Source organism: Pararhizobium sp. IMCC3301 (genome assembly GCF_030758315.1).
Lineage (GTDB): Bacteria > Pseudomonadota > Alphaproteobacteria > Rhizobiales.
Genome location: NZ_CP132336.1, coordinates 540,370 through 565,323 on the forward strand (window position 1 = coordinate 540,370; position 24,954 = coordinate 565,323).

20 protein-coding genes, 1 tRNA gene, 1 pseudogene and 1 riboswitch are annotated in these 24,954 nt (G+C 52.9%); of the genes and pseudogenes, 8 read left to right on the forward strand and 14 right to left on the reverse strand.

The features are described from left to right. Nucleotides 1-36: 36 nt before the first annotated feature. Nucleotides 37-140: riboswitch (glycine riboswitch) on the reverse strand. 202 nt (nucleotides 141-342) lie between these two features. Both RAL88_RS02440 and RAL88_RS02445 read left to right on the forward strand, forming a co-directional pair. Then, nucleotides 343-582: pseudogene (locus tag RAL88_RS02440) on the forward strand (transposase); the annotation flags it as partial. A 236-nt stretch (nucleotides 583-818) separates the two neighbouring features. Next, nucleotides 819-1,355 (forward strand): DUF1697 domain-containing protein, encoded by a 537-nt coding sequence (locus tag RAL88_RS02445; RefSeq protein WP_306267046.1) that lies wholly within the window; start codon nucleotides 819-821, stop codon nucleotides 1,353-1,355. 170 nt (nucleotides 1,356-1,525) lie between these two features. Here the strand turns inward: RAL88_RS02445 and tig are convergent, their stop codons facing one another. Both tig and RAL88_RS02455 read right to left on the reverse strand, forming a co-directional pair. Further along, entirely contained in the window at nucleotides 1,526-2,908 is a 1,383-nt protein-coding gene (gene tig / locus RAL88_RS02450; protein ID WP_306267047.1) for a trigger factor, read from the reverse strand. A gap of 91 nt (nucleotides 2,909-2,999) precedes the next feature. Then, nucleotides 3,000-3,084, reverse strand: a tRNA-Leu gene (locus RAL88_RS02455). Nucleotides 3,085-3,530: 446 nt separating this feature from the next. Here RAL88_RS02455 and RAL88_RS02460 point away from each other — a divergent pair. Further along, complete coding sequence (locus RAL88_RS02460) at nucleotides 3,531-3,869, forward strand: P-II family nitrogen regulator (RefSeq protein ID WP_306267049.1); 339 nt, start codon at nucleotides 3,531-3,533, stop codon at nucleotides 3,867-3,869. 88 nt (nucleotides 3,870-3,957) lie between these two features. Next, nucleotides 3,958-5,367, forward strand: a complete 1,410-nt coding sequence (gene glnA, locus RAL88_RS02465; protein ID WP_306267051.1) for a type I glutamate--ammonia ligase — start codon at nucleotides 3,958-3,960, stop codon at nucleotides 5,365-5,367. A 215-nt stretch (nucleotides 5,368-5,582) separates the two neighbouring features. Here the strand turns inward: glnA and RAL88_RS02470 are convergent, their stop codons facing one another. Next, complete coding sequence (locus RAL88_RS02470; RefSeq protein WP_306267053.1) at nucleotides 5,583-5,759, reverse strand: hypothetical protein; 177 nt, start codon at nucleotides 5,757-5,759, stop codon at nucleotides 5,583-5,585. A gap of 360 nt (nucleotides 5,760-6,119) precedes the next feature. On the opposite strand from RAL88_RS02470, the gene parE reads away from it, so the two are divergent. The 3 genes from parE to RAL88_RS02485 all read left to right on the forward strand — a co-directional run bounded on the left by parE (nucleotide 6,120) and on the right by RAL88_RS02485 (nucleotide 11,433). Next, nucleotides 6,120-8,168, forward strand: coding sequence for a DNA topoisomerase IV subunit B (parE, locus tag RAL88_RS02475; protein WP_306267055.1), 2,049 nt, complete (start codon nucleotides 6,120-6,122; stop codon nucleotides 8,166-8,168). A gap of 649 nt (nucleotides 8,169-8,817) precedes the next feature. Next, nucleotides 8,818-10,272, forward strand: a complete 1,455-nt coding sequence (locus RAL88_RS02480) for a DEAD/DEAH box helicase (RefSeq protein ID WP_306267057.1) — start codon at nucleotides 8,818-8,820, stop codon at nucleotides 10,270-10,272. A 105-nt stretch (nucleotides 10,273-10,377) separates the two neighbouring features. After that, a complete protein-coding gene (locus RAL88_RS02485; protein ID WP_306267059.1) occupies nucleotides 10,378-11,433 on the forward strand; it encodes a GGDEF domain-containing protein in 1,056 nt (351 codons plus the stop codon). Nucleotides 11,434-11,534: 101 nt separating this feature from the next. On the opposite strand, the gene RAL88_RS02490 is transcribed toward RAL88_RS02485, so the two are convergent. From RAL88_RS02490 to RAL88_RS02530, 9 genes are all read right to left on the reverse strand, one after another. Next, nucleotides 11,535-13,193, reverse strand: a complete 1,659-nt coding sequence (locus RAL88_RS02490; RefSeq protein ID WP_306267061.1) for a sensor histidine kinase — start codon at nucleotides 13,191-13,193, stop codon at nucleotides 11,535-11,537. Between the two features lie 233 nt (nucleotides 13,194-13,426). Next, entirely contained in the window at nucleotides 13,427-14,089 is a 663-nt protein-coding gene (locus RAL88_RS02495) for a TenA family protein (RefSeq protein ID WP_306267063.1), read from the reverse strand. Between the two features lie 10 nt (nucleotides 14,090-14,099). After that, nucleotides 14,100-14,456: a Fe-S cluster assembly scaffold SufA gene (gene sufA, locus RAL88_RS02500; RefSeq protein ID WP_306267065.1), complete on the reverse strand. Its 357-nt coding sequence runs from the start codon at nucleotides 14,454-14,456 to the stop codon at nucleotides 14,100-14,102. Between the two features lie 11 nt (nucleotides 14,457-14,467). Continuing rightward, nucleotides 14,468-14,839, reverse strand: coding sequence for an SUF system Fe-S cluster assembly protein (locus RAL88_RS02505; protein WP_306269565.1), 372 nt, complete (start codon nucleotides 14,837-14,839; stop codon nucleotides 14,468-14,470). Between the two features lie 113 nt (nucleotides 14,840-14,952). Beyond that, nucleotides 14,953-16,221, reverse strand: a complete 1,269-nt coding sequence (locus RAL88_RS02510; RefSeq protein WP_306267066.1) for an aminotransferase class V-fold PLP-dependent enzyme — start codon at nucleotides 16,219-16,221, stop codon at nucleotides 14,953-14,955. 23 nt (nucleotides 16,222-16,244) lie between these two features. Further along, nucleotides 16,245-17,522 carry a Fe-S cluster assembly protein SufD gene (gene sufD, locus RAL88_RS02515; protein WP_306267067.1) on the reverse strand — a complete coding sequence of 426 codons (1,278 nt, stop codon included), beginning with the start codon at nucleotides 17,520-17,522 and terminating at the stop codon, nucleotides 16,245-16,247. A 17-nt stretch (nucleotides 17,523-17,539) separates the two neighbouring features. Beyond that, a complete protein-coding gene (gene sufC / locus RAL88_RS02520; protein ID WP_306267069.1) occupies nucleotides 17,540-18,286 on the reverse strand; it encodes a Fe-S cluster assembly ATPase SufC in 747 nt (248 codons plus the stop codon). Nucleotides 18,287-18,351: 65 nt separating this feature from the next. Beyond that, the gene (sufB, locus tag RAL88_RS02525; protein WP_306267071.1) at nucleotides 18,352-19,821 is read right to left on the reverse strand and encodes a Fe-S cluster assembly protein SufB; all 1,470 of its coding nucleotides are present in this window, start codon (nucleotides 19,819-19,821) and stop codon (nucleotides 18,352-18,354) included. 57 nt (nucleotides 19,822-19,878) lie between these two features. Next, nucleotides 19,879-21,033 (reverse strand): cysteine desulfurase family protein, encoded by a 1,155-nt coding sequence (locus RAL88_RS02530; protein ID WP_306267073.1) that lies wholly within the window; start codon nucleotides 21,031-21,033, stop codon nucleotides 19,879-19,881. A gap of 242 nt (nucleotides 21,034-21,275) precedes the next feature. On the opposite strand from RAL88_RS02530, the gene RAL88_RS02535 reads away from it, so the two are divergent. Continuing rightward, complete coding sequence (locus RAL88_RS02535) at nucleotides 21,276-21,935, forward strand: alpha/beta hydrolase (protein WP_306267074.1); 660 nt, start codon at nucleotides 21,276-21,278, stop codon at nucleotides 21,933-21,935. A gap of 255 nt (nucleotides 21,936-22,190) precedes the next feature. Here RAL88_RS02535 and metC read toward each other — a convergent pair whose 3' ends face one another. Further along, entirely contained in the window at nucleotides 22,191-23,357 is a 1,167-nt protein-coding gene (metC, locus tag RAL88_RS02540) for a cystathionine beta-lyase (protein ID WP_306267075.1), read from the reverse strand. Then, a complete protein-coding gene (locus RAL88_RS02545; RefSeq protein ID WP_306267077.1) occupies nucleotides 23,344-24,945 on the reverse strand; it encodes a rhodanese-like domain-containing protein in 1,602 nt (533 codons plus the stop codon). The genes metC and RAL88_RS02545 overlap by 14 nt, the downstream gene beginning before the upstream one ends. Between the last annotated feature and the right edge of the window lie 9 nt (nucleotides 24,946-24,954).

Consider the following 24,954-nt stretch of genomic DNA (forward strand, 5'->3'; position numbering starts at 1 on the left):
CGGCGCGAACCAACCGGTTCGACTTTCCAGAGCGCTTTTCCGACAACGGTCCTTTTGCCTGAGAGATTATGGGTATTTTCACCTTCGGCGGCGTTTGCTCTGATGTGTCACAGCAAACAACTCTCTCCCGTTGCCGGCCCGGAATTCCCGGATAGCCCGGCCACGCTAGCTGAAAAATCAAACCGTGTCATCAACGACGTCCGCGCCGGTGATTTTTTTCACATCACCTGATCAGGCGATTGCCCATCTATGTGTGTCGTCGTCAGGGAGGAAGACAATTGCCTGTCAACCGAAAACGCAAGTGGTCGGGGCTCTTGACGAGTTCCGTACCACCGACCCGAGGAAGTGACCTGCCATCTCGGCCTCGCGCCTGTGGTCAGCCTGAGCGGCGGCAGTCACGCTCGCGCCCGGATCAGGCCGGTGGGTCAGAAACCGCTGCACGGCATTCTTGTCGATGCAGTGTGGCAATGGACTTGGCGCGATCCCGAAGCCATTGCCCTCTACAACCGCCATTTCGCCATGTCGGGCGTTCCGCAAAAAGGCCATCGTGGCCGTGGCCCGGTCAGGATAACCGACTGTTAAAAAGGGCAGCACCTTCATCTCCCGGCGGGTACCCAAAGAGGGACTTGGTGATTCCGCATCTTGTCGCGGACCACGAACAGGAAAAGGCTTACGCAGCTCGGTGACAGCCCTAGTTTAGCCCCGATCCGGCAGAATTCCAACTTCTGTCGGGAACGTTGTTGCGGCCAGATCATGGTCCGATGTGGAGGACAATGCTGCCGTTCACTTATTCCACAAGTTTGTGTTAGTCATTACGCATGAAGACTTGGATCGCATTGCTACGAGGGATAAATGTCGGGGGTAGAAACGTCCTCCCGATGAAGGATTTACGTGCGATCCTCGAAGAACTTGGGCTGAAAAACGTCCAAACTTACATACAAAGTGGTAATTGTGTTTTTGACTGTGAGGATGGTGACGCTCTGACATTGTCAGGTTCGATTGCAGACCACATCCAACAAAAACAGAAATTTCGACCTCAGGTTTTGGTTATTACAAAAGATGATTTGCTCACGGCAATTGCAGATAATCCTTATCCTGCAGGTGAAGATGAACCCAAAAATGTCCACCTATTTTTCCTGTCTGAACCAGCCGTTAATCCTGAGCTGATCAAGCTGGAACAAGTCAAAAAGCCGAGCGAGAACTTTGCGTTGTTAGGTTCAGTTTTCTATCTCCACACGCCTGAAGGTTTTAACAGCTCCAAGGTTGCAACCAAGGTAGAAAAGGCTCTTGGCGTAGCCGTAACTGCTCGCAATCTACGCTCTGCCAATCAGATTGCTGAACTCGCCACGAAGTGACGGCATCAAGGTCGTTGTTGGTCTCGAACGGATAATTGGCGGCCGGATCGCACGCGCAGCATCCGCACCAACCTTGACAGTCCTCCACATAAGAAAGACCCCGCATGGTCACCATGCGGGGTCTTCGCACATATCAATATTGTCGCACTGTGTTTTGCGACGATCAGATCCTAGTGATCGTGATCATGATCGTGGTCATGATGAGGCGCGTCATCATCGTCTTCATCAGCGGTCAGCTCTTCCTTGGTCACGGTTTTGTCGGTCACCGTGGCCAGTTCCAGCAGGTAATCGACAACCTTTTCCTCAAAGATCGGCGCGCGCAGGCTGGCCATTGCTTCCGGGTTTTTCCGGTAATAATCGAACGCCTGCTGTTCCTGGCCAGGGAACTGGCGGATCTGCTCGATCAGCGCACGTTGTAATTCTTCGTCATTGACCTGGATCTTGTTGCTGTCACCAATTTCGGCAAGCACCAGACCAAGGCGAACACGGCGTTCGGCAATTTTCTGGTAATCTGCTTTGGCTTCCTCTTCGGTGGTGCCTTCGTCTTCGAAGGTTTTGCCATGATGTTCGATATCGTGGGTAACCTGACGCCAGATATTCTCAAATTCCTGCTCGACGAGAGTCGGTGGCAGGTCAAATGTATGCATCTCATCCAACTGGTCGAGAAGCTGACGTTTCACTTTCTGCCTTGTGGCACTGCCAAACTGCCCTTCAACTTGCTGCTGCACAGCTTCGCGCAGCTTGTCCAGCGATTCCAGGCCGAGGCGTTTTGCAAATTCGTCATCCAGAACCACTTCGCCGGGCGCTGCGACATCACGGACAGTGACATCAAATTCAGCGTCCTGTCCCTTCAGCAACTCAGCCTGGTAATCATCTGGAAATGTCACCTTGATGGTCTTTTCATCACCGGCTTTGGCTCCGATCAGCTGCTCTTCAAATCCGGGAATGAACTGGTTTGACCCCAGAACCAGCATCGCATTATCGTCCTGCCCGCCTTCGAACGGCTCGCCGTTCAACTTTCCAAGATAGGCAATCGTCAACCGGTCGCCATCTTCCGCAGCGCCATTTTTTGTTTCGTAAGGACGGTTGCTTTCGCCGATTTCCTCAAGGCGCTTGTTAATGTCTTCGTCGGAGACGTCAACCACAGGCCGTTCGATGGCCAGTTTGCTGTAATCAAGTTCCTCGATCGCAGGCACGATTTCATATGAAATCTTGTAAGCAAGATCCGCCTCTCCGTTGAGCATTTTTTCGGCGGCGCCCTGATCTTCAGGAAGTTCGATCTTCGGCTGCATGGCGGGTTTTTCGGAACGGTCCGATATCGCCTTCTGGGAAGATTGGTTAAGCTCTTCCTGCAGAATATCGCTCATGATGGACTTGCCATACATCTGACGCAGGTGAGCCACCGGCACCTTGCCTTTGCGGAACCCTTTCAGTTGGACCTGACCCTTCATTTCCACCAGTTTGGCTTCCATGCGATCTTTCATCTGCGAGGCCGGAATGACAATATCGAGTTCCCGCTTCAAACCTTCGTTCAGAGTTTCATTAACCTGCATCTCTGTCGTCCTGACATTTAATTTGGCCGGCTGTCCGATTTTCGGCCAGCGGCATGTTCCGTTGTGTCCAACCTTGATGTGCACATAGATCTGGTGCGGGCGGAGGGACTTGAACCCCCACAGCTTGCGCCACAAGAACCTAAATCTTGCGTGTCTACCAATTCCACCACGCCCGCAATTTGCAGATACGCAACCAGTCGGCATCTCAAGGCGATACCAATGTGATCGCGCCTCTATATCAAGCTGTTCAAAAGGGTCAACAAAAACCCGCCGAAATCCTTATTATCAGCAAACCAAGAGGATCGCCTCAACTTCAAATACGCCCAGCGAGCCACACTTGCACAATCTTTCACCAGTAAATGGCGCATTGCGCATTATTTAGGCATAAATATGCACAAATATGATGCACGGCATTTATGCGCAGCCCTGATCAAACTCTTTTGCTACGACGTCTCCAAAGTCCAATGCCCGGAGCTCTGCCATTTTATCCCTCAATTCTTGATTTTCCCGGGTTGTCTTGAACTGGCATGGTTTTTGCTATCCATATGGTAACGGCACGCAATGTCCTCTGCCGGACTATAAAAGAGCCGGAATTCGGTTATGCTCAAAATCGAGGAAGCGCATGAAAAAAATTGAAGCCATCATCAAACCCTTCAAACTTGATGAGGTCAAAGAAGCGTTGCAGGAAGTCGGTCTTCAGGGCATCACCGTGCTTGAGGCCAAGGGATTTGGACGCCAGAAAGGCCACACCGAGCTTTACCGGGGTGCTGAATATGTCGTGGATTTCCTGCCCAAGGTGAAAATCGAATTGTTTGTGCCCGACGAAATGCTGGAACGTGCGGTCGACGCCATTCGCGACGCGGCGCAGACCGGTCGCATCGGCGATGGAAAAATATTCATCAGCGATGTGCAGAACGCAATCCGCATTCGCACCGGCGAGGTCGGTGACGAAGCAATCTGACTGAAATATTCCATAAGTTTTTCGGGGCTTTTTTTGAAAAAGGCCCCTTTTTGCAAACACTGAATGAAAGATCAAAGGGAAGCGATCTATGACCACCGAAAATGACATCCTGAAGCAGATCAAAGATGAAGACATCCTGTATGTCGATTTGCGATTTACTGATCCGCGCGGAAAAATGCACCATGTGACGATGGACGCATCGGTCGTTGATGAAGACATGTTTGCCGATGGCGTTATGTTTGACGGCTCTTCCATCGCCGGTTGGAAAGCCATCAACGAGTCCGATATGACCTTGATGCCAGACGCATCAACCTCAACCAGAGACCCGTTCTTTCAGGCACCGACCCTCGCCATTTTCTGCGATATTCTCGATCCGATCAGCGGTGAAGGTTATAATCGCGATCCGCGCATGACAGCCAAGAAGGCCGAAGCCTACGTCAAATCTTCGGGCGCCGGCGATACCGTCTATGTTGGACCGGAAGCTGAGTTCTTTGTGTTCGATGATGTGCGGTTTTCGACCGAGCCTTACAATACAGGCTTCCTGCTCGACAGCTCGGAACTGCCCAGCAACAATTATTCCGAATATGAGGGCGGTAATATGGGGCACCGGCCCCGCACCAAGGGCGGTTATTTCCCGGTACCGCCGGTAGATTCCGGACAGGACTGGCGCGGCGACATGCTGCAGAAAATGAAGCAGATGGGTGTTGTCGTTGAAAAGCATCACCATGAAGTGGCATCAGCACAGCACGAACTCGGCCTGGTTTATCAGACCCTGACAAAAATGGCTGACCACCAGCAGATCTACAAATATGTCGTGCATCAGGTCGCCCATGCCTGGGGCAAGACAGCCACCTTCATGCCAAAACCGGTCTATGGCGACAACGGCACCGGCATGCACTGCCACCAGTCTATCTGGAAAGACGGCAATCCGCTGTTTGCTGGCAATCAGTATGCTGATCTGTCGGAAGATTGCCTGTTTTACATCGGTGGCATTCTCAAACATGCGAAGTCCATTAACGCCTTCACCAACCCGTCAACTAACTCCTATAAGCGGTTGGTTCCCGGCTTCGAAGCTCCGGTTCTGCTGGCCTACTCGGCCCGCAACCGCTCTGCATCCTGCCGTATTCCGTTCAGCGCCTCGCCGAAGGGCAAGCGCGTTGAAATTCGCTTCCCCGATCCGACCGCCAATCCGTATCTGGCCTTCACCGCCCTGTTGATGGCCGGTCTTGACGGCATCAAGAACAAAATGCATCCGGGCGAAGCCATGGACAAGGATCTGTATGATCTGCCTCCAGCGGAACTGGCTGAAATTCCAACAGTGGCCGCATCCCTGCGCGAGGCGCTTGAATGTCTTGATGCCGACCGCGATTACCTGAAAGCCGGCGGTGTCATGGACGATGATCAGATCGACGCCTATATCGATTTGAAGATGGAAGAAAACATCCGCTACGAACACACACCGCATCCAGTTGAATTCGACATGTATTATTCTGTCTGATTACAGCAGATACGATCACACGAAAGGCGCCCCCTGCGGGCGCCTTTTTTGTCAGTATCTTTGTGAACTTTCGGCGCAGTTGAGTTTTGAAAAACTTAAAGTGAACCGGACGCACTCAACCGGAGACGCAGATCTGCTACACGGATTTCAATACAATTCGCGGGAACACTGCCTCGCACAACAGGGGCACTTGGTTGCACCGTGTTCTGGTTGTTTCAAAGAAGATAAAAAACCAGGAAAAAAAGTAAAAACAAAGTTCCCACAGATATAGGCAGGCGAATCTGAAATTCAGATGCCCGCAATGCTGCTTCCAGAGCAGCTGAGTATTTAACAGCAGCCGGCGAACCTAAATACACATTAGGTTCGCCGGCTGGTGTGGACTTGTCGCCCATGTGATCCTCGACACAATACCTGACCAGATCGGCTTTCAACATGACCCATTAAGGTAAACTTTTTATTGCCAAGGTTCAGACAAGGCATTTTTTTTCAAGGAACCTGATCCGGATCATCCAGAATGCGTGCAGATCCACCGCTTCCGGTTCCACTCGCCTACCGCTTGCTGCGGGTTTGCCTCAAAGCAATGGGTGTCGGGTGTTGCCCTTGGCTCTGCATTCTGCACCCAAGCAGACAGAATGACGGGCAAAAAAGCGCAATCCCTGAAAAATGCGTGGCTCAGTAGCCGCCTTTGCCACTTTTTGTTCTATCTTTGTCTATAGTCGATCGACCGAATCATCATGGGACCCCTACAGGAAATGAGCAACGCAGAGGACCTTTTTGGCAGCCCCGCCGCCGGATCTTCCCAGGCATCGCAGCCGCATGCGCCGCAAAAATCCACTGCGAAGCGGAGGACTGCGGGAAATTTCAGCGATCCCGAAGCCTATACCGCTGCTGACATCGAAGTCCTGGAGGGGTTGGAACCGGTCCGCAAGCGCCCCGGCATGTATATTGGCGGCACGGACGAAAAAGCGCTGCATCATCTGTTTTCCGAAGTCATCGACAATTCGATGGATGAAGCGATCGCAGGGCACGCCAACTGGATCGAAGTCAGTTGCAACGCGGACGGCTCGCTCAGCGTAACCGACAATGGCCGCGGTATTCCAGTCGATGCCCACCCTAAATTCAAAGACCGTTCTGCACTGGAAGTCATCATGACCACGTTGCATGCAGGCGGAAAATTCGATTCAAAGGTCTATGAGACCTCCGGTGGCCTGCACGGCGTTGGCATCTCCGTGGTCAATGCCCTGTCGGATGTGCTGGAAGTCGAGGTCGCCCGGAACCGCAAGCTGTACCGGCAGACCTTTTCGCGTGGTCATGCCACCAGCAGACTTGAGGAGCTGGGCGACACACAGAATCGCCGGGGCACCAAAATTACCTTTCATCCCGATGCTCAGATTTTTGGTGAAAGCGCCCGCTTCAAACCGGCCATCCTGTTCAAAATGGCCCGTGCAAAAGCCTACCTGTTTGGCGGCGTCGAAATTCGCTGGCGTTGCGATCCCGCGTTGCTTGGCGACAAGGACACCACGCCTTTGGAAGGCACTTATCATTTTCCAGGGGGACTTAAGGACTATCTGGAAGACCAGATGGATACAAAGCACCGTGTCACAGACGAGATTTTTTCCGGCCAGGCAGGCCGCCGCGGCGGACATGGATCTGTCGAGTGGGCTTTGATCTGGTTCGCAGGAGACGGATTTGTTCAATCCTACTGCAACACGGTGCCCACTGGCGATGGTGGCACCCATGAAAGCGGGCTACGAACCGCCCTGCTCCGCGGCTTGAAAGCCTATGCGGAATTGACTGGCAACAAACGCGCCTCGATCATCACCGCAGATGATGTGATGACCTCGTCTGCTGCCATGCTGTCGGTGTTTATTCGCGAACCGGAATTTGTTGGACAGACCAAAGACAAGCTTGCATCCGGCGAAGCCACAAAGATTGTTGAAAGCGCGATACGCGATGCGTTTGACCATTGGCTGACCGGATCTCCCTCACAAGCTTCCAAATTGCTGGAATGGGTTGTCGACCGTGCCGAGGAACGCCTGCGCCGCCGCCAAGAAAAGGAAATCAACCGCAAAAGCGCCACCCGCAAATTGCGCCTGCCGGGCAAGCTGGCGGATTGTTCGGGCAGCGCGGCCTCCGGATCTGAGCTGTTTATCGTTGAAGGAGACTCCGCCGGTGGCTCCGCCAAACAGGCCCGCAACCGCAAGAATCAGGCTGTATTGCCACTGCGCGGAAAAATCCTCAATGTTGCCAATGCCGGCCGTGAAAAGCTGGCGGCCAATCAACAATTGTCTGATCTGTGTCAGGCTTTGGGGACCGGTCTTCGCGTCAATTACCGCTCCAGCGATCTGCGCTATGACAAGATAGTCATTATGACGGATGCCGATGTGGATGGCGCCCACATCGCATCCCTGCTGATTACTTTCTTCTACCGCGAAATGCCGGATCTGATCGAAGACGGGCACCTCTATCTGGCGGTGCCGCCGCTGTATCGCCTCAGCCAGGGCGGCAAAACCATGTATGCCCGGGATGATGCGCATAAGGATGAATTACTGGAAAGCGACTTCAAAGGCCGCGGCAAAATCGACATTGGCCGCTTTAAGGGTCTGGGCGAAATGATGCCTGCCCAGTTGAAGCAAACCACAATGAACCCCGGCACACGTACGCTTTTGAAGGTACGCATCGAAGAAGCGGAAATCGACAAAACCAGAGATTCTGTCGAACAATTGATGGGAAACAAGCCCGAAGCCCGTTTCAGCTTTATTCAGGAAAATGCGGAATTCGCCAGCGAATTGGATATTTAAAAAAATCTTGGTTCCCGCAGCAAATCTGCAACGCTCCACCAATCCGGTCGCGACCGAAAACAGGTTCATAGTCGTTGTATGACGCAGCAAAACTGATTCAGCGTTAATGCGCGGCTTACAATGCTGACATTCTTCTGTTCATGAACACCCAGGCATTTGCCGTTGAAACTGTGCAGCAAACGCTTGCGGCTATATCGTCATCCGGGTGGTTTGTTGGGTTGGCGAGAAAATGGCTTATGACAAATAGCCATAAAGGCACGCCTGTCGGCTCATCCAGACGAAACAAAAATACTTTATAATCAACTGGTTATCATGCTTTTGCAAACAACCAAACTGTGCCCTATTCGCTCCAGATCAATAAATCGATCTGCTGGTTGAGGAGAATACAGGCTTGTCAGTCCAGTTTCGGCGCAAATGCGAGTGGCGCATTAAACTGGAAGCTGACGCGAACAATGGTCCTGATGCGCGCTATAGCTGCAGATTATTTTTTTAGACAGAAAAACGTATACTTTTGGCGTAGCAAGTAACTGATACTTCGGAGATTCGTTGACATTTCACATTGTTACCCTATGTTGCCGGAAACAACCGAATGACGCCAAGTTTCGCGTCGCAACAGATTGGTTCAGAACCCATCTCCGAAAAGCCTCAGATGACATTTAACGACCTTGGACTAAGCCCAAAAGTTCTCGCAGCTGTGGAACGTGTTGGCTATACCGAACCGACTCCCATTCAAGCGGGCGCAATTCCGCATGTTCTGCAGAAACGCGATGTGCTGGGAACAGCGCAGACCGGAACCGGTAAAACCGCCAGCTTCACACTGCCGATGCTGACCCTGCTGGAAAAAGGCCGTGCCCGCACGCGCATGCCCCGCACCCTGATCCTGGAGCCGACTCGCGAATTGGCCGCCCAGGTTGAGGAAAACTTCAAGATTTACGGCTCCGGCCACAAATTAAATGTGGCGCTGCTGATCGGAGGTGTCTCCTTCGACGAACAGGAAAAGAAGCTGGTGCGCGGCGCTGATGTGCTGATTGCTACCCCAGGCCGTCTGCTGGATCATTTCGAGCGCGGCAAACTGCTTTTGACTGGTGTCGAAATTCTTGTGATCGATGAAGCGGACCGCATGCTTGATATGGGTTTCATCCCGGATATTGAACGCATCTGCAAATTGATTCCCTTCACGCGCCAGACGCTGTTTTTCTCGGCGACCATGCCCAAAGAAATTCAGAAGCTGGCCGACCAGTTCCTACATAATCCGGCAAGAATTGAAGTGGCCGCACGGTCTTCAGCAGCTTTGACTGTCACCCAGAACGTGGTTCATTGCGGCAGCAAACCCAGCGAAAAGCGCGCTGCATTGCGTCAGTTGATTGACAATGCCAAGGATCTTCAGAACGCAATCATTTTCTGCAATCGCAAACGCGATGTGGCGACAGTGGCCCGCTCGCTGGAACGCCACGGCTACAACGCCGGCGCATTGCACGGCGACATGGACCAGCATGCCCGCATGAAGATGCTGGCATCATTCAAGGATCTGAGCACTACCCTGCTGGTGGCCAGTGATGTTGCGGCGCGCGGGCTCGATATTCCGGAAGTCAGCCACGTATTCAATTTTGATGTGCCGACCCATGCCGAGGATTACGTCCACCGCATCGGCCGAACCGGTCGCGCCGGGCGTAGCGGCACGGCGTTTACACTGGTGTCCCGGTCAGAACAGAAATATCTCGATGCGGTGGAAAAACTGCTCGGAATACCGCTGGTCGTACCAGGCAGCGTATCGCAGCCAGCGCCAGAAAAAGTCAAATCTGAGGAAACGGCCAACACAGTGTCTGACGAAGTTTCGGCTGAGTCCGGCAGCAGAAGGCAAAAACGGAATACAGGCAGAACGAGAAAACCGGAGAAGGTTATTAAATCTAAAGATGATAATACTGTATCCGATACTACAACTGCCACTGTAAAGCCTGGCAAGGCCACCAGAGATGAAGATTCTCCGAAACCGCGCAGCCCCAGAACTGCAAACCGGCGCAAGCAGACCGCGAATGACAATGTGCCTTTTGCCGAAGCAGATCACGTTCCCGCATTTTTACTTCGGTCCGTCAATCTGAACTAAGTTGAGCAGTTTTTCTGTTCAAATTTTCTCAAAGCCCAAGTTAACTCAGTCTTAAGCGTATCATTATAACAATTCATAATTCTTGTTATGGATACCGGTTAGACTATGGCAGAGCTTGAGGACTTTCGGCGCACTCTGGTGCACGGAGAAGCAGCGCTAAAACAAATAAAACGCTGCGAAGTGCCGGCATTTCCGCGTCATTATGAACTCTGGTACACCTATTCCGCTGGCTTTGACCAGAAACTCAACAATGCAGTCAACGAGATTCTACGCTCCCGTGGCAAAGTCACGCTGGAAGAAACCACTTATCTGTATGATACATTTCTCTCGCCCTTCCGGCTAGGTGACAAGCTCGACCAGTTCGGCAGCGATTTCAGCGACCAGATCGAGGCGATACTTGACGGTATTGACGAAAGCATAGAGGTCAGCGACGAATATTCATCGACTTTGTCCACGCTTTCAACGGAGCTGGGCGCAGCCAAAAATTCCGAAACCGTGAAATCCGTGGTTCACGATCTTGTCAAAGCCACCGCCATCGTTCGCGCTTCCAACAAGAAAATGGAAGAAAGGCTCAAGGAATCGCAGATTCAGGTTGCTGAACTGAAAGACAATCTGGAAGCTGCCCGCTTTGAAAATTTGACAGATGAATTGACCGGACTGGGCAATCGCCGCCTGTTTGAACAGACCATAGCGCGGAAGGTCCAGGCCAGTTCCGGTATCGGCACCACTTTCTGCCTGATAATGATCGACATCGATCATTTCAAACAATTCAATGACACCTGGGGCCATCAGACCGGCGATCAGGTTCTGCGTCTTGTCGGGATGACCATCAAGAATTCCATTACGGCCGTTGATATTGCTGCCCGCTATGGCGGCGAAGAGTTTGCAGTGATCATGCCTGATACGTCTCTGGATGAGGCGGTCATGCAAGCTGACCGTATTCGCGCAGCAATCAAGGACCGAAAACTGCTGAAACGTTCCACCGGTGAGAAGCTTGGCAACGTGACCATTTCGGCAGGCGTTGCGCGATTTGAGCAAGACGATATCGCAGCCTCGCTGATTGAGCGTGCGGATGCAGCCCTGTATACCGCCAAACGTGCAGGACGAAACTGCGTAATGTCCGACAAACCCGATTTCGACGAAGACCGGATGGTGTCCTGAACAATGATCATGGACAGCGCAAGCTTCGTCGCGACCTGATGTCACCTGCGTTTCGGAAATTCTATGGGAGGGCCGCATTTCAGGTGTTCAGGGGCCCGCTGTCAGTTTGATGCCTCATCCTCGACAAAGTTCCTCAACGGTGCCTTCAAGCTCCATCGCAGGCCATCGCGAGCATATTCGAGATCAACATTACCGATAAACGCGGCTTCCATATGGGTTGTCGTGATCTGTGTTCCGAAACTGGACCTTTCCGGCGGGGCAGATGGCGGTCCACCCTTTTCCACCCAGGTCAGTCTGAATTGCTCGCTGTCATCACTTCCGCTGAACGTTTCCCAACCAATTTCGACAGAGCCCCTGGGTGTTGAGAGGCTTCCATATTTGACGGCATTGGTGGCCAGTTCATGAAGCGCCAGACCAAGATTCTGAACGGCCTCAGATTTCAGCAGAATCGGTTTGCCGGTAACCGTCAATTGCGCATCCGAATTCATGAAATTCTGCAGGTGATGTTTGACCAACCCTTCAAGGCTGATATTTTTCCAGTGAGTCTGCGTCAACAGATCAATGGACCGGCCCAACCCCCCTATCCTGCCTACAATAACTTCCTTGAACTCATCGACCGAGGTTGCGCCCCTGGCTGACTGCCGAATGGTGGCCTGAATGATGGCCATCAGGTTTTTGGACCTGTGCGCCAGTTCATCCATTACAATCCGAAGCTGTTCTTCGGCTCGGTCCCGGTCGAAGGAGGCAGTGGAGAGGGTTTTGGCAACAATATTGAATTCGTTGATGTTGGACGAAATTGGAGAAACGATTCCTCCTTCCCCCATGCGGTCCGCCATCCGGGCAAGTCTGCGAATGCTGGCGCTCAATGAACGGGCAACGAAATAGGTCGCGAGCATGGAAAGCGCAAACAGGCCAAGGCCTCCATAAATCAGTTTTTTCCAAGTCGACAAAATCGTCGCCTGGGCGGTCGAAGTCGGGCCCCAGACAATCGCGCTCCATTGCCAGTTGTTAAAGGCAACGCGTGCTGCAATGCCCGGCACGCCATCAAAATCGCCGCGGTAAATTCCTCCAAGTCTCAGACCGCCCTCAATCTGCCTGCTATAAAACGGCGGCGGCACGCCGACCTTCAACTCCGGATCTGTGGCCGATACCACATTTCCCGCCTTGTCCAGCACTGCTGTTTGCCAGCCGTCCGGCAACCCTTCAGTCTGAATTGCCTCACCCAGTTCGTCCGCATTCTTGGTTGTAACAATGATTCGGGCCGGATTATCCAATCCAAATCTCAATGGGTGCATGACGTTGAAAACCACCTTGCCGCTGGTTTTGCCAAGAAAGACATCCGAAACAGTAAAATCACCGTTCTCCAGGACTTCCGCAAATGCAGTCATATTAGAGGTCTTGCCCAATGGCTGATCGAAGGGTGTGCGGGTATTGAGGAGCTGGTTTCCTTCACCATCCAGAACAATGACAAAAATATTGGATTGACTCAGCGCTTCCCGAGTTCTGCTGTGGAAAGTTCTAAAATCGCCAGCGCGCAGTTCTGGAGCCGACGATACCGCCTGCAGTGTGGTTCTCATTTCCGCAAGAATCGGTTCAATCTTGCCAACCACGCTACGCGCTTCACGCAAGGTTCTGCGTTCCAGTGCAGCGGCTTCCTTCGCCCCAAGTTCCGCCAGCAGAAAAGCCGTAAAGATCAGCATCGGAACGACAATCGCTCCCACCAGAAAAATCAGATAAACGCGAATGGAGGCTTTGGGCATCAAGTGATTCTCTGCATGGGGGACGAAGTTTACCAGTTTGCCGGCATTGCCTTCCGGGGGAGACCATATCTGAAGAGCGGATTCCGGCAACCCCATTATTTACCGGATTTTTATCTGATACCAACCCTGAAATTTGACAAAACAAAGCTGAACGCTCGAAGGGCAATATCATTCCGACACAGAGAATGAACCGGCAGATGCGCTGGCTGAAAAGCCCGGGGGCATAATCTGTTTTAGACTGACGTCAGCCCCATCTGCCAGAACTCGGCTTCCAACCTGGTCGCTTGGCTAAACAGATGGAAAAGACGATTCTGCCGGCCTTGTGTCAGCAGTTCAGAAGCGTGTTTTTCAAGGGTTAGCAGGGTCGCCTGTGCGACGTCCTGATAAGCCTGCCCGGCATATTCGTTGATCCAGGTCTGATAGGGGTGATTTGCCTCAGGCTTGCCATGTTCCGCAACCAGCCAGCGACCGATCTCAGCATAGCCAAGCATGCAGGGTGCAAGAGCAACCATCAAATCGAGAATGTCACCGGCGTGCCCGGCCTCCAGAACGAACCGTGTATAGGCAATGGTTTGCGGGGCTTCCACGCTATGCTCCAGATCGGCTGCAGACAGTCCCCAATCCGCGCAAAGCCGGACATGCAAATCCATCTCCACATCCAGAATAGCCGAGACGCCCGCAGCAGCGTCCCGCATATCCTGAAGGTTGGTGGATTTATAGACCGCCAGCGCATGGGCCCGTGCAAATTGAATCAGAAACAGATAATCCTGCACCAGATAGGTTTGAAATGCAGGCTTGGGAAGCGTCGCGGCACCCAGTTGCAGGACGAATTCATGACGCGTATAGGCGCGCCATTCGTCAGCACAATTGTCCTTCAAAGACTCAAAGAAACCCACCCAGAGGAACTCAGCCGTTGGGGATGGCGGCCTGCAGCGTCACAGATTCGCCGCAGCCGCAGGCAGAGGTCTGGTTCGGGTTGTTAAAAACGAAACCGGACCGCAGCTTGGTAATCTCATAGTCCATCTGCGTGCCAAGCAAAAACAGCGCGGCGCCCGGATCAACAAAAACCGTTGCCCCGTCCACTTCAACACTGTCATCTTTTGGATCGGGTTCGCGGGCCAGATCAATGGTATATTCCATGCCCGCACAACCGCCCTTTTTGATGCCGACCCGAATACCCGCAGCTCCGTTTGAGCCGGATGTAATTTCGCGCACGCGGTCGGCAGCGGCATCAGTCAATGTTAGAACCTGAAAAGCACCCATCGGATCGCTCCCTAAAACCAGTTAAGAGCCACTTTGGCTTCCTCGGACATGCGTTCCGGTGTCCAGGGCGGGTCAAACACCATATTCACCTTGACCTGCCCGATGCCGGGTACGGAACTCAGAGCGTTCTCGACCCAGATTGGCATTTCACCGGCAACCGGACAACCCGGAGCAGTCAGCGTCATATCCACATCAAGATCCCGGTCATCTGTCAGATCCACCTTGTAGACCAGACCGAGTTCGTAAATATCGGTCGGAATTTCCGGGTCATAGACCGTCTTCAGCGCCGCGATGATATCCTCAGTCAGACGCTGCTGCTCTTCCGGCGTCAGATTGGTTCCCTCGCGGGGGGCTGGCTGTGGCTGACCGGTCCCGTCTTCCATCAATTTCATCTCAGGAGCAGGTTTTGCCTCCGGCACATGAAGCGGATGATCCTCCGGCAGAAATTTTCCCATTTCATCGTCACTCATCATAGCACCTGTACATCCAGACTGTCTTAACTGAAGAAACTCTGCGCTTTTGTAATCGCCTTCACAAGTCTGTCGACTTCATCGCGCGTATTGTAAAGGCCGAAAGAGGCCCGGCATGTGGCAGTGACACCGTAGCGCGCCAGAAGCGGCATCGCACAATGTGTTCCTGCCCGAACCGCAACACCTTCACGGTCCAATACGGTTGCAATATCGTGGGCATGAGCGCCTTCGACTTCAAAGGAGAAAATCGCACCTTTTCCCGGAGCGTTTCCGAACACTTTGACCGAATTCATCTCGCCCAGCCGCCTGGCCGCATAATCCCGCAAATCCGCTTCATGAGCCGCAATCCTGTCCAGCCCTATAGTCTGCATATAGGTCAAAGCAGCCCCAAGCCCAATAGCCTGCACGATAGGTGGCGTGCCGGCTTCAAAGCGATGCGGCGGCGGCGCATAGGTGATGGCGTCTTCCATCACGTCGAGAATCATCTCGCCACCACCCATATAGGGCGGCATTTTCTCAAGATATTCCGGCTTGCCGTACAATATGCCTATGCCCGAAGGACCGTATAATTTGTGCCCTGTCATGACGAAAAAATCACAATCGAGCGCTTCGACATCGACAGCCATGTGCACCGCCGACTGGCTGCCATCGACCAGAACGGGAATGCCCCGCTGATGCGCTATACGGCAAATTTCCTTGATCGGAACAATCGTACCCGTCACATTCGACATCTGTGTGATGGCAACAATTTTTGTGCGTTCACTCAGCGCCGCCTCGAACGCCTCCAGATCAAAACTGTCATCTTCCCGGTACGGCACCCATTTCAGAACTGCGCCATTCTGCTCTCTGTGAAAATGCCACGGCACGATATTGGAGTGATGCTCGAAGATGGAGAGCACAATCTCGTCACCCTCGCCGATTGTCATCCCGCCGAACGACCGGGCCACCAGATTAATAGCTTCTGTGGTCGAGCGGGTGAAAATAATGTTGTCCACTGAAGCGGCATTCAGGAAACCGCGCACGGTTTCCCTGGCAGATTCATATAAATCTGTAGAGGCATTGGAGAGGAAATGCAGGCCGCGATGCACATTTGAATAGGTTTCGGAATAGGCGCTCTGAATCGCCTCCAGTACAGCTGTCGGCTTTTGCGCGGACGCCCCATTATCCAGATAAACCAGCGGCTTGCCATAAACTTCACGGGCCAGAATTGGAAAATCCTTGCGGATTTCCATCACGTCATAGCCCGTCTTGTCGTCTTGTGAGCCCGTCTTGTCGTCTTTTGAGAGTGTGTCCATGTCCAATTTGCCTCGTTTCAGGCTCAGCGCCTCGCCAGCCAGTCAGCCAGGATGGATTCCAGAGCTTCTATGATCTCGGGCTGCTCGGTGTTCTCAATTGTCTCGGCAACAAATGCCTGAACCATCATGGTTTCGGCAATGGCACTGGGAATGCCCCTCGACAGCAGATAAAACAGCATCTCCTCATCGATATCGCCGCAGGTTGCACCGTGGCCGCAGACCACATCATCGGCGAAAATCTCAAGCTCAGGCTTGTTGAGAAACTCGCCATTCTCAGACAGCAGCAATCCCTGGCTCATCATCTTCGCATCGGTTTTCTGGGCAATAGACTTGACCATGATCTTGCCCTGAAACACCGCCCGCGCATCATCGGCAATCACCGATTTGAACTGCTCGACACTGGTGCAATTGGGCGACGCATGATCGACCTCAAGCGTCATATCCGTATGCTGCTTGCCCTTGACGAGGGTTGCGCCGCGAATCCCGGCATGGGAATGCTCGCCTTCAAAGGTCACATGAATATCTGTCCGCACCAGGTGCGAACCAATCGTCATGACAAATGGCTCATATGTGGCGTCAGTTCCGATCCGTGCGCCGATGGCACCAAGATGCGACGACTGTGATCCCTCACTGACAACGCGCGCATGAGTGAGGCTTGCACCATCTTCAACACGCACAGAAAGCCCGCCGCTGGCAATATAGCCGAGCCCGTCTGGGCCGGAAAAGCGTTCCACCAGAACCGCCTTTGCACCTGCCTCCACAACAATCGAGTGGCGGCAGGCTGCCGTCACTGCATCGCCACCGGATACGCTATGATCAATGAATATCACCGGTGCCTGCTCAGCCTTGCCGACCTTGATGACAAAGCCGGAGGACGCCAGAGCCAGATTGAGGTCAACGGTGACACTGGCTTTCTCGTGAAAGCCCGCTGAAGACGCGATTCCGCGACTGATTGAAACAGCCTTGTTGGCGTTGGCTTTGCCGGATCGCGATGCCGTATCTGTTTCAAAGTCCTGAGGAACGCCATTGACGACGTTCAGAATTATATCAGCCGGAACAAGTGCGTCCTGACCGCCGGTCGTTGCATGCGCCTGTGCGACCCGTCCGGGCAAGGGCGGCACATCCTTCAGCAGCGCCCGAAGATCGGTGTATTTCCATTCCTCGACGCGGCGGTGCGGAAGCCCCTTTTTTCGCAGCCGGTCGGCCGCCTCCAGGCGCGCACCATCAAGTTTCAGATTGGCCAGAAGCTGCAATAGCGCCGTCTCGGCCTGGGTTTGTAAATTCTGCGGTTGAGCAGTCATAATATCTGTCCCTGCCCCTATGCCGCGTCCACATAGTCGGCATAGCCTTTTTCTTCCAGTTCCAGCGCCAGTTCCTTGCCGCCGGATTTGACTATTCTGCCTGCCGACATGACATGAACCACATCGGGAATAATGTGATCAAGCAAACGCTGATAATGCGTAATCACCAGCATGCTACGTTCCGGGCTGCGCAACGCATTGACGCCATCGGACACAACCCGCAACGCATCAATGTCCAGTCCGGAATCGGTTTCATCGAGCACACAAAGCGTCGGTTCCAGTAGAGCCATCTGCATAATTTCATTGCGCTTTTTCTCACCACCGGAAAAGCCGACATTCAAGGGCCGTTTCAGCATGTCCGGGGACACTTTCAATTCGGCTGCTTTCTGCTTCACGATCTTCATGAAATCAGGTGTGTTCAATTCCGCTTCGCCGCGCGCCTTGCGCTGGGCATTCATCGCCGTGCGCAGGAAGGTCATGGTCGCGACACCCGGAATTTCAATCGGATACTGGAAGGCGAGAAACACACCGGCGGCGGCGCGTTCATCCGGTTTCATCTCCAGAAGATCCTTGCCGTTGAACAGGATTTCACCTTCGGTGATCTCGTAATCATCCTTGCCGGCCAGAACATAGGACAGTGTTGATTTTCCCGAGCCGTTCGGACCCATAATGGCATGAACTTCACCAGCCTTGATGGTCAGATCGATGCCGCGCAGAATTTCGTTTCCATCGACAGTGGCGTGAAGATTTTTAATTTCTAACATGTTTAAGTCCTGAACATCTGAATCATTCTGGCAGCTTTTCGGGCCAGATCATTGTTTTATATGAATTAACCGACGGAGCCTTCGAGGCTGATTCCGATCAGTTTTTGTGTTTCAGCCATGAATTCCATGGGCAATTGCTGAATCACATCGCGGACAAAACCGTTGACGATCAACGCAACCGCTTCTTCGTCATTCATGCCGCGCTGCTGACAATAGAACATCTGATCGTCAGAAATCTTTGACGTTGTCGCTTCATGCTCGAACACAGCAGTTGAATTTTTCGATTCAATATAAGGCACCGTATGGGCGCCGCACTCATTGCCGATCAGCAGGCTGTCGCACTGGGTGAAATTGCGCGCTCCGGCGGCCTTGCGGTGCGCCGACACCAGTCCGCGATAGGTGTTTTGCGAGCGCCCCGCAGAAATGCCTTTTGAGATGATCCGGCTGGAGGAGTTTTTGCCTAGATGGATCATCTTGGTGCCGCTGTCGACCTGCTGCCGCCCGTTGGAAATGGCGATCGAGTAAAATTCGCCCCGCGAATTCTCGCCGCGCAGAATGCAGCTTGGGTATTTCCAGGTAATGGCAGAGCCTGTCTCCACCTGTGTCCACGAGATTTTCGAGTTTTTGCCGCGACAATCGCCCCGTTTGGTGACGAAATTATAGATGCCGCCCTTGCCATTGGCATCACCGGGATACCAGTTTTGCACGGTGGAGTATTTGATTTCGGCATCATCCAGCGCCACCAGTTCAACCACCGCGGCATGCAGCTGGTTTTCATCGCGCATCGGCGCTGTGCAGCCTTCCAGATAGGACACGTAGGAGCCTTCATCGGCTATAACCAGTGTCCGCTCGAACTGGCCGGTCTTTTCCTCATTGATGCGGAAATAGGTCGACAGTTCCATCGGGCACCGCACGCCCTTGGGGATGTAAACAAACGAGCCGTCGGAGAACACCGCCGCATTCAGCGTGGCATAGAAATTGTCGGTTATCGGCACCACGGTGCCGAGATATTTCTTCACCAGTTCAGGATATTTCTGCACGGCTTCCGAAATAGAGCAGAAAATCACGCCTGATTTGGCCAGTTCCTCCTTGAAGGTGGTGACAACCGAGACGGAATCAAACACCGCGTCGACCGCAACACGCGCGCCTTCAACACCGGCCAACACCGCCTGCTCGCTGAGCGGGATACCGAGTTTCTTGTAGGTTTCCAGCAATTCCGGATCCACTTCATCCAGACTTTTGGGTCCAGAGGTGGATTTGGGAGCGGCATAATAATACAGATCATCAAAGTCGATTTTGGGATATTCGACGCGCGCCCAGGTCGGCTCTTCCAGGGTTCTCCAGCGCCGATAGGCGTCGAGCCGCCATTCCAGCATCCACTCCGGCTCATTCTTCTTTTCAGAGATGAAACGGACAATGTCCTCACTCAGGCCCTTGGGCGCAAGGTCCATTTCGATATCGGTGACAAATCCGTATTTGTATTTGTCGACATCGATTTCTTTGACCTGTTCAATTGTCTCTTGAACTGCTGGCATATCTTACTCCATCCGTCACAGCTTCAAAGGCTGCAGGTTGTTGCGTATTGCAAGGTGTCAGGCGGCCGTTACCCGTTGTCTGGAAGATAGGGTTGCCGCCATATTATTAAAGGCTTCGACGAAGAGTTTTACCTGTTCACCTGTGGTGTTCCAGCCTAGGCTGACCCGCAAAGCACCGCGCGCCGTGCTTTGCGCCACATTCATCGCAGTCAATACATGGCTGACGCCGACTTTGCCAGAGGAACATGCCGAACCTGATGACACGGCAAATCCCAGCAAATCCAGAGAGATAAGTATGGTTTCCGCGGTCAGGCCAGGCACTGAGATACAACTTGTATTGGGCAGTCTGTCCACATTCGAGCCCAGCACCACCACTCCGGTCAGCTGCTGCTCCATTGTATCGCGCAGGGCCGCAATCCGGTCCCGCTCGGACGCATCTTCCGCGATCAGTTCAGCAGCCACTCCGAAACCGTGTATGGCCGCGATGTTTTCCGTTCCCGCACGGCCAAAACTCTCCTGCCCGCCGCCGCGTATCAGCGGCTGGAACGCATAGGCCTCCGAGCGTCTGACAATGGCACCGGCACCTTGCGGGCCGCCCAGCTTGTGCGACGACAGCGTCAGGAAATGCGCTCCGACCCGCTCAATGTCGACAGCCAACTTGCCCGGACCCTGTACAGCGTCGCACAGAAAATAGGCTTCATGCTCCGCGACCAGCTGCCCCACGGCTTCAACTGGCTGCAGAACGCCTGTTTCATTATTGGCGAGCATGACCCCAACAAGCGCCGTTTTGCTATTGGATCGGCTGCTCGATAACCGGTCTGACAGGAAAGCCAGATCGATAATACCATCCGCATCAACCGGAATGATGTCAATCTGCCCGGCCGCAAACCGCCCGCCCTTCAGAACCGAATCGTGCTCGGTGGCCGAGACAAGAAGCCGGTCAATCGAAATGGTTTTACCCTTAACAATGATGCAGGGTTGAAGAATTGTGGCATTGGCTTCCGATCCGCCACTGGTGAATGTCACAGCCCCGTTGACTGCGCCAACCATGTTAGCGACGCTCTGCCGGGCACGTTCCACCAGTCCTTTTGCCTTGCGGCCTTCCTCATGGACAGAGGAGGCATTTGCAGCCAGATCAAGCGCTTCCATGACAGCCTGCTTCACCTGCGGACGCAGGGGAGAACCGGCATTATGGTCGAGATAAACCCTCATGGCTGAAAAAAATCGCCTTCTTTGTCCGACAAGCTGCAGGACATTGTTGCCAGCCGGGTAGAAAATGGTGTTAACAAGCGCATCCGAGCCTGTGCGCATCCCGAGCTAGTTTTTAATCATTCTAAACTACCAAGTAGGACGCACCCGAAACGCTGTCAAGAAATACGTCATGCGCCCTGCCGCAAGGACGCTTAATGCACAACCCTGTGCACTGTCAAAGTGCCGTCAAGAGGACTGAAATCATGCCAGAAGTCATATTCAACGGACCGGAAGGCCGTCTGGAAGGCCGCTATCAGCCCTCAAAGTCGAAAACCGCCCCGATTGCGATGATTTTGCATCCGCATCCGCGTTTTGGCGGCACCATGAATAACCAGATCATTTACGAACTTTATTATATGTATGTCAGGCGCGGCTTTACCGTGCTGCGCTTCAATTTTCGCGGCGTTGGCCGCAGCCAGGGCACGTTTGATCATGGCACCGGTGAATTGTCGGATGCGGCAGCAGCACTGGATTGGGTGCAGACCTTTCACCCGGATTCGCGCGGCTGCTGGATTGCCGGTTTTTCCTTTGGTGCCTGGATTGGCATGCAGTTGCTGATGCGCCGTCCCGAAGTCGAAGGCTTCATCTCCATTGCCCCGCCGGCAAACCTGTATGATTTTTCGTTTCTCGCGCCCTGCCCTGCCTCGGGTCTGATGGTCCATGGCGATGCCGACAAAGTTGTGCCGATGAAGGATGTTCAGGCGCTGGTTGACAAGCTGAAAGCCCAAAAGGGCATCACCATTGATCATGAGACATTGCCAGGAGCCAACCACTTCTTTTCCGGCCAAACCGACACCTTGCTGGAATTGTGCGGCAATTATGTCGACAAGCGCCTAGAAGTGCTGGGCAAGGTCGATATCTAAGAGGCCAACCAAAAATTATTTTGAGTGGTTCCAGCAGGTTATGATTCTCTGTTGTTTGCAACGACAATGCAGGATCGGATGGCCTGGTAATCCTCCACGAAAGAGAGCCTCCCCAGCCTTGTCCATCTGTTCCCCGAGGACGGTTATGCCGGGCAAAAACTGAAAACGGCTTTCAATACATAGATGGCCGACCATCGAGATCGTCAAGCGCCGCGATGGCGTAAAGAATTGAAATCAATGCGTATTAATTTTCGATCAGGCTTTTAGATGATGCATATTTGAAAAAGTATCGGCCATATCCTCAATCAGATCGTCGACGTGCTCCAAACCAATGTGAAATCGGATCATCGGGCCAACATTATCAGACGTCGTCAATTCGCGTCCTTCTTTCGGTTGAATGGGCATAGCCAGGCTCTCAAAGCCGCCCCATGAACTACCAATAGAGAAGAGGTTCAGTTGATCCATGAATGCTTCCGTATCAAACTCCGATTGAAAAACGACACTTAGCAAGCCATTGCTGCCTGATGCATCGCGTTTCCAGATTTCATACCCCCGCATGCCTTCCATAGACGGATGCAAGACTTCTACAACTTCTGGCCGTTCTGATAGCCAGTGGGCAATTGTTTGACTATTTTCGCCGTGTCTTTCCAGCCGCAAGCCAAGCGTCCGCATACCCCGCAGACAGGAATATGCTTCATCCGGCGCCAAAATCTGTCCGGTCATATGAACGTGTGATCGTATCGGCATGATCATCTCGCCCTTGACCGTTGCGCACCCCATCATGACATCGGCATGGCCGCTTAAATATTTTGTGCCCGCAATGATTGACACGTCACAACCGAGTTTAAGAGGTTGATATAGCCATCCGGACCCATAGGTATTGTCGGCGACCACATGCAATCCAAGCGCATGAGCACTTTCACAAAGTCGCGGCAGGTCCATCACCTCGTAAGTCTGCGAGGCTGGCGATTCTACAAAAACCAATTTTGTTTCTGGCTTGACCCAGTTTGAAAGATCTGTGGCATCCCAAGGGAAGTAGTCGATGCTTATATCGTTTCGCTTTAGATATTTCTCGCAATATATGCGGGTGGCAGGAAAGATTGTATCGACCACAAGAAGATGATCTCCCGGTCTCAAAAGCGCTGAAAGAACGCCCGCTATCGCTGCCACTCCAGAGGGAAACAGGAAGCAAGCCTCCCCCTCTTCAAGCTCACAAATTGATCTTGCAAGTTGGTGGGCGGTCGTTGTTCCGCGCCGTCCATAGGACAAGACGGCATCATCAGTTTCGCGACGCGCTTTGGTTGCCTCATATGAAGCTACCGTATCATGCAGAATGGTAGAAGCACGAACGACAGGAGGGTTTGCGGGGCCAGGTGCTTCGGTGCGGCCAAATTGCACCAGTTTGGTTTCACGTCGCAACATTGATTCTCCTTGAAGTGGCGGCTGGAAGCAGAGGGTTCAGGACGCTCTTTTCCTGCTGATCCATTTGGGCCAGAAGACCAAGCTCCCACTCAAGATATCGCCGGGCAGCTTCAAGGTTTCCATCATGACGGTCATGGACAAAGAAAAGATAATCAATGCATTCTTCTTCACTTGGTTCGTCCGGTGTTGCAACCACTTCAAGACCTGCTTTGGCCCAGGTTTCCTGTGTGCCTTTGACTACGCCCTTAAATGTCTTGCCGGTTGCGGCTTCCACATCGGCAACAATCCCGCCAATCAGGATACGGCAGCTGCCGGTAATGACCCAATCTTCCGGACTGCCAAGATCTTCAAAATTGATGCGCGCACGTGTTACCCACTTTGAGCCTTTGATGTGGCCTTCCCGATAAGAAAGGCCGGGTGACGCATCGAGAATTTTGGTGCCAGCGTTGGCGTATTCCCTGAGCTGATCAAGACCGATTGTCTGTTTCGCGCGCACAGGCTCTGAGGTCAGATCCAACATATCATCCAGTGGCGTGGCTATATCCAACAGCCAAACCTGGTGCCCCATTCCTATGAGCCAGATAGCCGTAGTCGCAGAGCGCAAACCATTATCGCAGCTTAAAATAATGCGAGCATTGCGAACCGCCAATTGCTCATCCGTTGCCTGCACCAATTGGCCACCCGGCGCAAAACGTGCACGCGGAGCATGGCCGGCATCATATTCTTCACGGGTCCGCACATCAAATAAGTAAGTTGTCATAGCCGGATCACGCAACCAGGCTTGAGCGGTCTCATTTTCGATAGTTTGCAGTCCGTACTTTTCTTGGAGTTCCAAGGCTTTTGACAGGCCGGATTCCCAATCTTCTTTGCTAGGCTCTGGCAAGTTCGAAATTTCTGAACCATGATCTAATTCATAACCCGCAAGACGCCAGCCCTGGGTTCCGTTTTGTAACGCGTAAACCGGGTTTGGCGTTTCTAAAAGTACAAGTGTTTGTGCGCCAATAATGGAACGAGTGCGCCCTGCACAATTTACAACGACTTTGGTTTTCGGGTCAGAGCATAATGTTGGAAGCCGGTACCCAAGCTCAGCATTGGGACAGGACATTGCCTTTGGCAAAGACAACTTATTGAACTCCTCGCCTGAGCGCCCATCAAGAACAATCACGTTCTCATCCGTTACCTGCATCTTGTGCAATTCGTCGGCGGTAACAGATTTTGTTTGCAGCTCCCGCTCCACCAACTCTCCGAAAGCTTTGGAGGGAACGTTTACCCCTTTGAAGAGATTATAGCTTGCTTTCTCCCAAGCTGGAGCACCACCGTCCAGAACAATAACATTCATATACCCAAGATTTTCAAGAACACTGAACGCGCGTTCGGAGACCCCGTCTCCATTGTCCAGCAAAACGCAGCGCACTTGTTTGCAGGGTATAAGTTTTGGGGCGTATGTCTCTATTTTACTGTAAGGCAAATGGACGCTGAGAAACGGGTGACCTTCACCATACTGACCATGTTCTCGTATATCCAGGAATGCAATCTCGGCGCCATCAGTCAGCAGCGGCTTTACCGACTGCGCAGTGATCTTTTTCATATTTGTAAC

Excerpts from the sequence above, each read along its gene's own strand:
- RAL88_RS02445 (WP_306267046.1), top strand. The coding sequence starts at position 819 with ATGAAGACTTGGATCGCATTGCTACGAGGGATAAATGTCGGGGGTAGA.
- tig (WP_306267047.1), bottom strand. The coding sequence starts at position 2,908 with ATGCAGGTTAATGAAACTCTGAACGAAGGTTTGAAGCGGGAACTCGAT.
- RAL88_RS02460 (WP_306267049.1), top strand. The coding sequence starts at position 3,531 with ATGAAAAAAATTGAAGCCATCATCAAACCCTTCAAACTTGATGAGGTC.
- glnA (WP_306267051.1), top strand. The coding sequence starts at position 3,958 with ATGACCACCGAAAATGACATCCTGAAGCAGATCAAAGATGAAGACATC.
- RAL88_RS02470 (WP_306267053.1), bottom strand. The coding sequence starts at position 5,759 with ATGGGCGACAAGTCCACACCAGCCGGCGAACCTAATGTGTATTTAGGT.
- parE (WP_306267055.1), top strand. The coding sequence starts at position 6,120 with ATGAGCAACGCAGAGGACCTTTTTGGCAGCCCCGCCGCCGGATCTTCC.
- RAL88_RS02480 (WP_306267057.1), top strand. The coding sequence starts at position 8,818 with ATGACATTTAACGACCTTGGACTAAGCCCAAAAGTTCTCGCAGCTGTG.
- RAL88_RS02485 (WP_306267059.1), top strand. The coding sequence starts at position 10,378 with ATGGCAGAGCTTGAGGACTTTCGGCGCACTCTGGTGCACGGAGAAGCA.
- RAL88_RS02490 (WP_306267061.1), bottom strand. The coding sequence starts at position 13,193 with ATGCCCAAAGCCTCCATTCGCGTTTATCTGATTTTTCTGGTGGGAGCG.
- sufA (WP_306267065.1), bottom strand. The coding sequence starts at position 14,456 with ATGGGTGCTTTTCAGGTTCTAACATTGACTGATGCCGCTGCCGACCGC.
- RAL88_RS02505 (WP_306269565.1), bottom strand. The coding sequence starts at position 14,839 with ATGGAAGACGGGACCGGTCAGCCACAGCCAGCCCCCCGCGAGGGAACC.
- RAL88_RS02510 (WP_306267066.1), bottom strand. The coding sequence starts at position 16,221 with ATGGACACACTCTCAAAAGACGACAAGACGGGCTCACAAGACGACAAG.
- sufD (WP_306267067.1), bottom strand. The coding sequence starts at position 17,522 with ATGACTGCTCAACCGCAGAATTTACAAACCCAGGCCGAGACGGCGCTA.
- sufC (WP_306267069.1), bottom strand. The coding sequence starts at position 18,286 with ATGTTAGAAATTAAAAATCTTCACGCCACTGTCGATGGAAACGAAATT.
- sufB (WP_306267071.1), bottom strand. The coding sequence starts at position 19,821 with ATGCCAGCAGTTCAAGAGACAATTGAACAGGTCAAAGAAATCGATGTC.
- RAL88_RS02530 (WP_306267073.1), bottom strand. The coding sequence starts at position 21,033 with ATGAGGGTTTATCTCGACCATAATGCCGGTTCTCCCCTGCGTCCGCAG.
- RAL88_RS02535 (WP_306267074.1), top strand. The coding sequence starts at position 21,276 with ATGCCAGAAGTCATATTCAACGGACCGGAAGGCCGTCTGGAAGGCCGC.
- metC (WP_306267075.1), bottom strand. The coding sequence starts at position 23,357 with ATGTTGCGACGTGAAACCAAACTGGTGCAATTTGGCCGCACCGAAGCA.
- RAL88_RS02545 (WP_306267077.1), bottom strand. The coding sequence starts at position 24,945 with ATGAAAAAGATCACTGCGCAGTCGGTAAAGCCGCTGCTGACTGATGGC.